This window comes from Desulfogranum japonicum DSM 18378 (assembly GCF_000429945.1).
Taxonomy (GTDB): domain Bacteria; phylum Desulfobacterota; class Desulfobulbia; order Desulfobulbales; family Desulfobulbaceae; genus Desulfogranum; species Desulfogranum japonicum.
Genome location: NZ_AUCV01000073.1, coordinates 1 through 12,027 on the forward strand (window position 1 = coordinate 1; position 12,027 = coordinate 12,027).

At 42.0% G+C, this 12,027-nt stretch carries 7 protein-coding genes and 1 pseudogene; 6 read left to right on the forward strand and 2 right to left on the reverse strand.

Annotated elements, in window-relative coordinates:
- Positions 1-506: 506 nt before the first annotated feature.
- From G493_RS32630 to G493_RS34695, 5 genes are all read left to right on the forward strand, one after another.
- Positions 507-1,424, forward strand: coding sequence for a hypothetical protein (locus G493_RS32630; protein WP_051309762.1), 918 nt, complete (start codon positions 507-509; stop codon positions 1,422-1,424).
- A 101-nt stretch (positions 1,425-1,525) separates the two neighbouring features.
- Positions 1,526-5,650 carry a putative Ig domain-containing protein gene (locus tag G493_RS32635; RefSeq protein WP_051309765.1) on the forward strand — a complete coding sequence of 1,375 codons (4,125 nt, stop codon included), beginning with the start codon at positions 1,526-1,528 and terminating at the stop codon, positions 5,648-5,650.
- Positions 5,629-6,300, forward strand: a complete 672-nt coding sequence (locus tag G493_RS0121480) for a carboxypeptidase-like regulatory domain-containing protein (RefSeq protein ID WP_028582028.1) — start codon at positions 5,629-5,631, stop codon at positions 6,298-6,300. Before G493_RS32635 ends, G493_RS0121480 begins: the two co-directional genes overlap by 22 nt.
- Positions 6,301-6,354: 54 nt before the next feature.
- Complete coding sequence (locus G493_RS0121485) at positions 6,355-9,147, forward strand: PD40 domain-containing protein (RefSeq protein ID WP_084813710.1); 2,793 nt, start codon at positions 6,355-6,357, stop codon at positions 9,145-9,147.
- A 300-nt stretch (positions 9,148-9,447) separates the two neighbouring features.
- The gene (locus G493_RS34695) at positions 9,448-9,570 is read left to right on the forward strand and encodes a hypothetical protein (protein WP_269746338.1); all 123 of its coding nucleotides are present in this window, start codon (positions 9,448-9,450) and stop codon (positions 9,568-9,570) included.
- A gap of 750 nt (positions 9,571-10,320) precedes the next feature.
- Here G493_RS34695 and G493_RS0121490 read toward each other — a convergent pair.
- Positions 10,321-10,611, reverse strand: coding sequence for a type II toxin-antitoxin system RelE/ParE family toxin (locus tag G493_RS0121490; protein WP_028582030.1), 291 nt, complete (start codon positions 10,609-10,611; stop codon positions 10,321-10,323).
- Entirely contained in the window at positions 10,604-10,825 is a 222-nt protein-coding gene (locus tag G493_RS0121495; protein WP_028582031.1) for a TA system antitoxin ParD family protein, read from the reverse strand. Before G493_RS0121495 ends, G493_RS0121490 begins: the two co-directional genes overlap by 8 nt.
- A gap of 918 nt (positions 10,826-11,743) precedes the next feature.
- Between G493_RS0121495 and G493_RS30650 the strand changes: the two are divergent.
- A pseudogene (locus G493_RS30650) lies at positions 11,744-12,027 on the forward strand (IS1634 family transposase); the annotation flags it as partial.

The following is a 12,027-nucleotide window of genomic DNA, read 5'->3' on the forward strand; positions in this document are numbered from 1 at the left end:
GAGTGAGGATTTTCAATCGATTTGCCCGTTACCGAGGCAAAAGACGCAAAAATCTTTTGTCAGAACACTGCTACGCATGGTCGCGTAGGGGAATCGGGATCGGCGATGTGATAATTTCCAGGAAACTTTAGCTAATAGAAGAATCGTCCAAAACTATTCGTATTCTTCCCCGCTGGATCTCCGCAGAAAACCCGTAAAAAAATAGTCTTTGTCTCCCAATGCTTTTTAGACGATGACAAAATGACCTGTTGACAAGCCTATTTCCCGCTTTGTATACCGCACAAAATGTTTCCGTAAAGTGACAGTCTTTTCTGTCAAAGGGGTTGTTTTTTTATTTTCCGGAATCTTTACATTTTTTAATAATTTTTCACGTAAATTTTGGTTTTTGCCTGCATTTGGTGAGTTCGTTTTAAGGTTAGATATTCTTTAACCTCTCTCGCAAGTGTGCGGCACTGGTCGAAAAAGAATTTTTCGATAAGGAAAAAGTCTGTAAGAGAATGAATTCAATGAATCAATTTAACAATTACTTCTTGCTCATCTTTCTGTTTCTTCTGGTTGGGCATGCTAACGGTGCAGAAATTACAGCATTTGGTCCGCAACAGTATGTTCGCACAACAGGTTCCCCCAATATCTACACTGATATTTTTAGCGCAGAACCTGGAGAGGCGCGATTGGTTATCTATAATGGGTTGAAAGGAGAAAAATCTAATCAGGATTTGCGAGTAACCTCAGGAGTCATAGAGCTAAACGGTGAGGTGCTTTTTACTCACGACGACTTTAAGCATAAGACCTATCTTCTTGAGATACCAATCACCCTTCTGGAAGAGAACACTATACGGGTAGAACTGGAGAGTAAACCCGGCACCTTTCTTAACGTTGAAATTATTCAAACGATACACGATCCCATTTATGATTTAGTCGCTTCGAATTTACAACTCACTTCCAAGAACTGCCCCGATTCAGTTACTTTTGGTCTGAAACTCAGGAATAATGGGAATGGTAGCCTTCCAGCAGGTGTACCAATATCTTTTTATGATGGGAACCCTGATACTAACGGTAATCTGATTGGAACAACTGTCAGTACAACTGATCTGCAACCAACTGATTATGAGGAGATTTCTTTTACGTGGCCTCATCCTGACGCGGCGCGAGCAGAGATATTTGCCAAAGTTGACGATGATGGGACAGGGATTGGTTCATACGATCAGTCGGATGAAGTAAACAATCTCATTTCTTTCAATGCAACCCTCTGTCAAACCTCCCAAGGAAAAAGCAGCCTATCTGGAAATATTATCGACGCTGTTGACGGCTCATTGTTACCCAATGTCCAGGTGTTACTGCATGTTGACGATAGCGGTCTCTTGGTTCGGTTGTCGCAAGTACCACAAGTGATAGCGAGGGGCTCTTTCGCTTCCATGATGTAGCTGCAGGTTCGTATATCATTATAGCTACTCATGACGGTTATATTGAAAATCAACGTTCTGTATCTTTAGGGGAGTCTGTTGAGCTAATCAATCAGGACGTAGTGCTTTCCCCACTTCTGGCAGAGAACGAGATTCGTATCATCTTAACATGGAATGATCGGCCTGAGGATCTCGAGGCACATTTGACAGTGCCAAGTGAAAGTGGCTGCCGTTATCATTGCTATTATTTTGAAAAAAACATACCAACAGCAAGCTTGGACCTTGATGACAGAAATGGGTATGGCCCGGAAACTATTACTTTAACGGATCGTGTATCAGGGACATACCGTTATTATGTCCATGATTTTACAAATCGTTATTCCAATAGTTATTGGCTTGCGCGCTCTGGAGCCGTAGTGAAAGTTTTTTATGGTGACCGAGAGCCCTTGGTGTTTAATGTGCCTAATAGCTACGGTAATGTCTGGCATGTATTTGATCTTGATGGCAGCACTGGAGAAATAACTCCTGTTCATTCCATGTCCCGTCAATCAGAACCAGGTCGAATTGATTACCCTGTGATTACCTCAGGAGCTCCTGGTTCTGTATATTGGAATTCTCCCTATAAATATCAGGTAAAGGCAACTGACCCTGATAATGATGTACTGACGTATTCCCTCACAGAAGCTCCTGAAGGAATGACTATAGACCCGTCAACCGGTCTCATAGAGTGGACTCCATCTGGAACACAGATGGGATACTATAACGTTACAGCCAGAGTTGACGATGGTCGCTGTGGTGAGGCAACGCAATCTTTCAGGATTTATGTAAATTCATATCCCACGATACAATATTCTGTATCGCCTTGCTCAGGTTTTAACCCAGGGGGTGATATTACTTTGACATGGTCAACAACTCGGGCAACCACCGTTCTTATCGATCAGGGTATAGGAGAAGTTGAGCCCAATGGTAGTTTAACAATACCATCGCCTGATGAGCCTGTTGTTTTCACATTGACTGCTTTTAATGATGCAGCGCTAACGAAAAGGACCGTCCCGTTATCTCCAAGTGCCAGTTTTTATTTTTCGCCACGGTATATATCAAAGGGAGAATCCACTACTCTCACCTGGAATCCTCAATGCTTTACTGATGCAAGCATTGACCATAAGATCGGCGAAATTGATTCTGCTGGTTCGTTGGAGATTACACCGACAGAAACAACGACATATTATCTTGCCTTAGCAAATGCGGCTGCAGAAAGGAAATATTCAGCTACAGTAGTTATCCAGGAACCGCCACCTCCACCACGACCAACTGCATATTTCAATGTTTCTCCAACCTGCAATGTAACTCCTGGAGACCCATTAACGCTGAGTTGGTCAACCACGAATGCAGATAATGTGTCAATTTCAGAACTTGGTGATGTTGATTTGAACGGTTCCCTGCAAATATTTCCCACCTCAGCCGGTAGCTATACAATAACGGCTACGGGTCCAGGAGGTACGACAAACAGATCAGTAAATTTTCCCAATTACCCAGGGTTGAGCTTTTATGCTACTGCTTACGGTATAGAACTTGGAGATTCTGTGACACTACAATGGCATGCTTCCTGTGCCGATACAGTGAGTATGAATCAGGGTGTTGGTGAATTACCCTTAACAGGCTCCTTGACTGTAACCCCACAAAACTTACCAATAACCTACACCGTCACAGCTACAAATGAACGAGGTCCTGTTTCACGAAATATTACACTTTATCAACCTGCCCCGTACGGGAGATTGATTGCTGATCCGACAACCATGAAAGTCGGTGACAGTGCCACTCTTACCTGGACCAGCACCCGCGCCTCGTCTTGTTCTATATCGCCAGATATAGGACCCGTTTCCCTTAACGGCAGTATGACAGTCACGCCTACCAAGCCGACCACATACAGGTTGACCACTCAGGGGCCAGGGGGAACACATACTTCATACGCCAATGTGGGATTTGTCTACCCAATGGCAGATCTCAAGGCCTCAGCAACTACCATAACTCAAGGCGAGACTGTAAAGCTGACATGGATTTATGCTAATGCTACAACCAGTGTTATTGATCAAGGTATTGGTGAAGTGGAACTCGGAGGCGAACGAACAGTAGCCCCAACCACAACTACCACATACAAGATGACGGCATCAGGTCCTGGCGGTACAGTCACAGACAGTGTAACTATTACCGTGATTCCAAGCGATCAACCACCAATTGTACATCTCTCAGTAAGCCCAGGTAACATTCTGGCAGGCAATTCAACGGTTCTCAGTTGGGATAGTAGCTACGCAGACCAGATAATAATAGAACCAGATATTGGCCTTGTCGATACCGCTGGCAGTATTACTGTTTTCCCTGGAAACACAACTGCATACACAGTTACGGCAACTGGCCCTGGCGGAACAATTATCGAACGGATGATTGTTACGGTTATTCACCCGAGCCCTGCATTGACCTTGACGGTTGAACCTGCAGGTATCTCGGCAGGAGAGTCAGCGGTTTTGTCATGGGAAAGCACGGGAGCAGATACTGTTACGTTTAACCAGGGTATAGGGACAGTCCCTTCTCAAGGCTCCTTAACAGTGAGCCCAGAGGTAACTACACAGTTTACAGCAACCGCTAACGGTCTTGGCGGCAGCGTATCCCATAACATTTCTGTAACAGTTGATCATCCTGATCCAGTAATACATTTTGACATATCTCCGCTTTCACTCCAGTTAGGAGAAACAGCAACTCTGAGCTGGAACACAGAAAATGCAGAAACCGTCGCTATCAGGCCAAACATTGGTGACGTTCAGCTCGACGGGACAATTGAAGTCACGCCGACAAACGATACTACGTATTACATTACAGCCACAGGTGTTGACAGTGTTGTCGTGGAACAGGCGTCTGTCACAGTTATTCATCCAAAACCTACAGTGTCCTTCAGCGCAACTCCACCTTCCATCCAGTATGGTGACAGTGCGACGTTAACCTGGTCTACAAATAATGCGAAACGAGTACACATCAGTCCGGATATAGGAGCTGTGAACATAAACGGTACACTCGCGGTTAGCCCAACAGAGAGCACGGAGTATACTATTACTGTCATTGGCCCCGGCGGTACTGTTACTGAACATCTAACAGTAGAAGTAGCCTATCCTGAACCAACAGCTTCTTTAGCAGCAATTCCAACCAGTATTATCGAAGGTGATACGAGTCTCCTTGCCTGGAACTCCGAGAATGCAGAAACATGCACTCTTGACCCGGATATCGGGGCAGTACCCTGTTCCGGAGAATTGACAGTTTCCCCAACGCAGAATGTCAACTATACACTGACCGCAGTCGGTAAAGGCGGCACCGTTACATCATCCCAAATGATTAGTGTAACTCCAGCAAGTCCAATAACCCTGACACTGAGCTTTCCAGTTGACGGTACTGTAGTCACTCGGTCCAGTGTACTTGTCACTGGTACCATCACTCATGAAGGAGGTCTTGAAACCGGAGTAACAGTGAACGGTATTGTTGCCTTAGTGGATAATGGTCAGTTTGTGGCTAATCATGTTCCGTTGAACCAGGGAGAGAACACTCTTTCGGTTGTAGCTACTGATGTCAATGGGGAAAAAATCACACAGAGTATTACTCTTAATGCAGAACTCCCTGACCGCAATATCACCATAAATGCTCACACCGAATCCGGCCTGGCCTCGCTGCAAGCGTTACTCAGTTTCGGCTCCAGCTTCTCTACTGATGCGCCTCTGGATATCAGCTACACCGGAGCAGGTGAAGTGCAGTTTGTTTCCGGAACAGAAGAGGATACCTGGGAGATTACCATGATAGAACCAGGCATCTACATCTTTACTGCGGAATTGCAGGATGAAGATGGTAGCATATATACTGATAGTGTGGCGATCCAGGTTTATGACAGAGTCGTACTTGATACACTCTTGCAAGCCAAATGGGAAAAGATGAAGCAAGCTATGCTTGCCAGTGATCATCAAGTAGCATTAAAAGAATTTGCACCACATCAACAACAGATATTTGAAGAGATTTTTTCCATCATAGAATCAAGAATGGCTCAAATAGCTTCTGAAATGCAACCTATTGAGTTGGTTTACCAGAAGAATGATACGGCAGAGTATCGCATAAAAAGAGATATAATCTTTAAAGGAATACCTGAGAGTGTAACGCATTACATTTATTTTCAGAAAGGAGTGAATGGTATATGGAAAATCAGAGATTTTTAACTATCGCAATCAGTTATTCCGTTAATAGTCTATTGAAAGGACTCTTTTTTCTGTCAGTATTTATATGCGGCGGGTGCGCTACCTCCACAACTTTTCGAGTACTCGACGTCGAAACTAATAAACCCATTGAAGGAGCTGTAGCATTGGCTGAATGGGTAGGAGGGGAAAATATGGGTCTTGTTGGTCCAACCTTTGCGTATACAGCTAAGGTAGTTGAGGTGGTAACTGACAGTAATGGAAATTTTTCAATACCAGGTACGTTAGGTAGGCTGGCTCTACAAACACCCCATCTTAAGATCTATAAGGCAGGTTATGTAGGCTGGGATTCTAGGTTTGTATATCTGGGATATTATGCTGAGAACTGGAAACTGCCTCGTTTACAAGAACGAAAATCATTTTTAATGAAGGACCAAGCTGTATATATGCAAACTTGGAAAGACGAATACAGTTTTATCAGCCATGGGAGATTTATTGATTCTTATGCTGATTTTAGTAAAGTTGGGATCGATGATTCAAAATATCAAAAGGCAATCAGGCATGAAATACCATTTGAAATAGAAGAGTTAAAATCACATAAGCCTTACGCTCAAATCGAAAGAAAACCTAAACGAAAACCAGTTACAATAAAAAATATACCAAATGTATATTAGAGAGGGTATTTTTTTAATTGCATATATAAAACGTATTTTTTAAAAAGGTCATATATGTCTAGAAAGTTAATTTACATTTTAATGTTATTTATTATATTGCAAAATGCATCATTTGCATTTGACAATAAATATAGCCATAAAATCATAACCGAGGAGTCCGTATTCAACTCGCGTTTAGATGAGGGAGTTCTTAAGTCTCAACTTGGTATTGACGATGGTATTAAAAAATCTTTATATAATAGAGGCAAAGAACAAACGATTGCAAAATGGTTACAACAGGGATCCCAAGAAGAAGATGAGCCTAGCTGTCGAGCTTCCAACCATTTTCACAACCCACTTATATCTTGGGATAGATCAGGGTTAACCGACCCAAAATGGATTGTCGACGTATGGTGTGAGTTAACTTCTCCATTTCGGACAAAGCACTCTAATATTTCCTGGGCTACTGGCTTTAGCGATAATCTTGGAAATCTTATGCCATCAAATGTTAATGGCGTTGCCGCCTCAACAGAACAAAACGGGCGAAATTGGTTCGTGGCAAGAAAATTATTTTATTCAGCGCTCACGGCAGAAAATGCCCAACAGAGGGAAGAGTTATTGGCTGAAACATTCCGAACACTTGGCTATGTATTACATTTACTTCAAGATATGGCTGTTCCAGCTCACACTAGAAATGACTTCTCACAGGGGCATACTCAATTTATAGGATGCCCGGATGGAGATATATTCTGTGGAAAAGAATGGATCGGTAACCCTTTTGAGGGATATGTTCGTGATAATCTTGAACAGGAAGTCCTGCCACTACTTGCTGGTAATATTAGTACTCGGTTCACAGGAGAAAAAGCGTTAACCAACTTTTGGGATACCACTTATCTCGGTAATGCTAATGATATACCTCAAACTCATTCTGATATTGGTCTAGCAGAGTACACAAATGGAAACTTTGTTAGTTATGCTACTATATTTCAACCAGAGACGAATACTGTACATTATTTTCCATTTCCAAATCGGGATAGCATTTCTGACGAAGATTACCCAGATGATCAGCTCGATGAAAGACTACATAAAATCTACGCTCGGGATGGCAAACTTGATAAAGGCGTTTACATCGCAAAAAACAAACATGGTGAGGTTATCGATAAATTCATAAAACCTCGTTATATTCTTTATGGGGCGGAAGAAGTACGCTGGGATTTAAAATTTACATTGGATGATCAATGTTATCTTGAATATGCTAAAAAACTTATTCCACGGGCAGTAGGGTATTCCGCGACTTTGCTTGATTATTTTTTTAGAGGGAAAATCGATATTCAAGAACCAAAACTTACCTTTGGAGAAAATGCCTCTATAACGGGAATAAATTGCTCTATAAAAAATATGAGTCCACCAATAGAAGAGGGGCAAAAAGTAGAAGAATTTCTATCCGGTGCAATTGAGTTGGTTTATAGCTATATGGCTCCTGATCCGGCTAATCCCTCAAGCGTGAAACGCTATTATAAGAATATTAAGGATATTCATACTATTTCAGGTGCAGCCGATCCTATTAACTTTGAATACATTGATATTTCTGCTGATTTGAAAGACAATCCTATCCCGGCAGGAGCTTACGATATTTCTTTTACAGTTGTTTTCAAAGGAACGCTTGGAAGTGAGCAGGAAGCCGTCACCGCGCAGATATACGAATTCAACAATTCGAGAATAGCCTATCTTTATCAGCCAGGAGGACAACCTCATACTAGCAATATCTATACTGTCTCACCTGACGGTTCTCATCCATATCAGTTAACCAATGCAACTAACCCTAATCCCTGGTATTTTGCGCCGGCATGGAGCAACGACGGAACCAAGATGGCATTCGAAGACCATTCTTGCGCACAAGTCGATAGTGATGGTTTATGTCCCATGGATGATTATTTTAGAGATATTGTTGTCATTGATATTCTATCAGAGCTACCGTATCCAAATAATATATTATGCACGCTAAACAATGACGGTAAGCCAGTCGCAAACCCTTCTTTTTCGCCTGATGGTAATCATATTGCAGCATTAGCAATGAACACTAACGGCCTGATTGAATTTAGCAATATAGTACTTCTTGATGTCCAGAACGGGACAGCTAGGCAGTTAACGGAATATGATCCACAACTTACAGATCTTTACGGGAGCACTCCCGCTTGGTCACCTGGAGGAGATGAAATCGCCTATTATCTCTACCGAATATACGATGAAACCAACGCAAGTTGGCAAGACAAAAGAGACATTATTGTAATAAGTGCTGACGGTGGCGCACAGCGTACACTCACTAATGATACGTATAACAATACTCAACCCTCGTGGTCTCCCGATGGAGAATGGATAGTTTTTTCATCGGATCGTGACGGTGCAGAGGCTATGGATATTTGGTTGATGGATAAAAATGGAAATAATAAAACTCAGCTGGTAGATTGTGGGAACGCAAGTTGCTATTCTCCGAGTTTCTCGCCCGATGGACAATATGTGGCTTTTGGCAACGGAGGTAGCATATACATAAGCGACAGGCAAGGCTTGAATTCATTTGAAGAAATTGCTAATCCAGGTGCCCTCACTGGATCTATAAGTTGGTCTCCATTTCTCACCCCTCCGTTTTTGTCTGCAGAAGCGACACCGTCGACCATAACCAGTGGAGAATCTGTTGTTCTCAGTTGGGAGAGCAACAGAGCGAAAGAAGTATTTATCAACGGTGTTTCCGGCAGTCAATCTGTAACAGGTAGTGTTGTAGTTACTCCAGAGAAAACCACTACCTACATCCTCCAAGGCATCGGTTCCTACGGAATCAAAGAAGTTTCTGTAACAGTTGAAGTGAAATAATTTCCTTTAGGTAAACCCCCGGCTTTGCCGCTGGTCACTGACTCTACAGACAAAAAACTTGCCAGATGAAGTAAAATTTACAAAAAGCCTTGATATTCTAACATGATCATTTGAACAGGCAGGGTATGATTATTTCGATACTATAAATAGTTAACTGGTCATAGGGCGTAATTTTAGGCTGACACATTGCCAGGGATTTGTTAAAGTACCTTGATTTGATACCCTATAGATCCACCTTGGTGCAGCTTCACAAGCTCAAGTTTCGGGCATTTCGCAAGCGCTGCTACTGGAGGGAGGTGAGTGGATAAACTGAATCAGCGTGAAGTAAGCATATTGACTAAAATAACTGGCTCTTCAGGCAAATCTGTGGGTAAAAAGGGCTATTTTTATAGCGAGCACTCAGCAAGCCTCAAGAAAAAATGAGCATATATTCAATGATAAGGAAGTCTGCCAGGGCTTTCATTTGTGCCAAATCTGGCAGGGGCATTTTTTCTTGATCCTTGCTTCCCTTTTCGCTGGGCCTATGGGCGAGCGAAGGGGGTGCAGCCGGTCTATATTAAAAAAACACTTTTCTATCTGACTATAATTGCGAAATTTTGAAAAAAGGCATTTTCAACAATTTGTCAAAAATGGCGATTTTTGGCATTAAAACACAATTATTGACAAATCATGGAAAAATGATGTTGTGTATCATGCTAATTTTCCTTATTTTCTTTTCTCCCTGCTTTTTTAAGGAAGACCGGCTACACCCGAGCGAAGGACACCCTCGCCGGGCAAGCGTCTCCTACGGGAGCTTAGCTACATAGGACTTAACGCAAAAAAAAAGTGCATTCAGTCCGACCAGCGATTAATTTCGTGGGCTCGACTAAGATCCTGTGAAGGAGGACTGAATGCAAAAATTGAGTAAAGAGTAAAGTTCGAAAGATATGGCATTATCCGAGGAAGTTCATATGTAAAATAAAGGCACAACATAACCTTCGTAAAGGTAGAGAATTCGACGTCGTATAAACTTTACATCATCTATTGTCCGATGCAGGGTATATTTTTAATTTTTTTACTCTGATTAGCTTGCTACATGAAATGTATGATTTTTGCTCAAGTTCACCTGGTTGAGATTACTCCTATTTTCAAACGGTAGATGTTTCGCCTATATTTGGCACAGAGGGCAGGCTCCTAGAAAATGTTTTTTATATCCCGGTAAAAATTCTCATGGGTACCGAGAGCCATTAATTCAAGAGTGACTGTTCCGTCCTCATAGCTATAACCAAGAAGGGTGAGCTGTTTATTCATTTTACATTTGTAAACTCGTAAAAAAGTCAGATCCCCTTTTTTCTGGACACCTAAAAGAGGATTTTCGATAAGTTCGTTAACGGCTTTGTCCAGATCCTTCTTTTGGTTCTGTTGGAGTTTCTTGACAGCTTTTTTGAAAGTTGGTGTTTGAAGAACCTGGGTAATTTTAGCCAAAGTCGTATTCCTCGAGCTTACCGGCTTCTTTTTCGGCTTTTGCGATGATGGCCTGCCTAACGAACTCATATGGTAGGTCTGGGTTATCTTCCATCATTTCACCGATTTTAGCCCAGTGCTCAATTTGCTTTGGCGTTGTACGGTTTAATGCTTTTGCCATAATGGCGGCTTTATCAACTAATTCTTGGTCAAGTCGTATACTGGTTGTAGACATATTAATCTCCTTTTCTTTTACCTTGTAACAACTGTAGCATGTTGCATCATTTGTCGCAAGTTGATCATGGCAAAACAATTAAACCTATAGAGGTTAGCTCTGCGGTTTTCGTATAGGTTTCTACCAACCACAAAGACACAGCGTCACGGCTTGTCAAAACCGTTAAGCTTGCCACCTGTAATGTATGATTTTCGCTCAAGCCCACATAGTTAATATGTCTCCTATCCAGCTAACATGCCTCCGTAGAAATGTTCCGACCTATGGTGACATATTTTAAATATTTACTGGCTCCAGTGCTTCCAATGTTCTGTTTTTTCATCGCGTTACCTGCTGTGGAGTCACCACTTGATATTTTATATTTTTACGGAAGTCTCTTTGGGGTCGTTTACCTCCTCCTGTTCAAGCAAGAACCAACAATCATATATTTCGCTATAATGACAATTCCCCTTTTATTCGTCCCTTTCGTAACCTTAGGGATATATAGGAAAGGCTCCTCCTTTATAAATTGGCTTTTTCAATTTCTTGCTTTGACCAATGGCTGTTTGGGGATTCTCATCATGTACGGACGGTGGTGTTGAGTCTCTCATTTAACTCGGCATACGACTCGCGTGCCAAGCTGGTTTAGTTGATCAAAACAGAAACTGAGTTTCGGAAAGTAAAAATTCAGTGTTGAGATAACGTTTCTTAATTTTGAAGATTAAGATTGCCATTCTAAAGTTCATGAATTTTGAAACTCACTCAAACTTAACCCAAGTTTTTGACAATTATTCTCAAAGTCTCCCCTGATGAAAGTTTTTCGTTGCGCTAAAAAAATAAATCGTCAGAATTTCAGCCACATAAAAATTCACCGTCGCTTGTAGTGCCATAAAAAATAATAAATACTTGACATGCAGACTTTTTTATGCCAAGCTGCGATGCATGTATATTCGAAGAACTACAATCAAAGGAAGGAAAGACGGTGGGCAGTATTATACCTATCGCCTTGTTGAATCCAAGCGGACAGATAAAGGCGTAAAGCAATATACCCTGCTTAATTTAGGTGTAGGTTTTTCCTTGCCCAGGGACCAGTGGCCGGATCTCACTAAGAGGATTGAAGCGATCCTTGCCGGTCAATCCATTTTGGTGCCGCTTGATCCTGAAATAGAAAAATTAGCCCAAGAATACGCATCAAGGATTATGCTGTCACAACAGGACGTTGATAG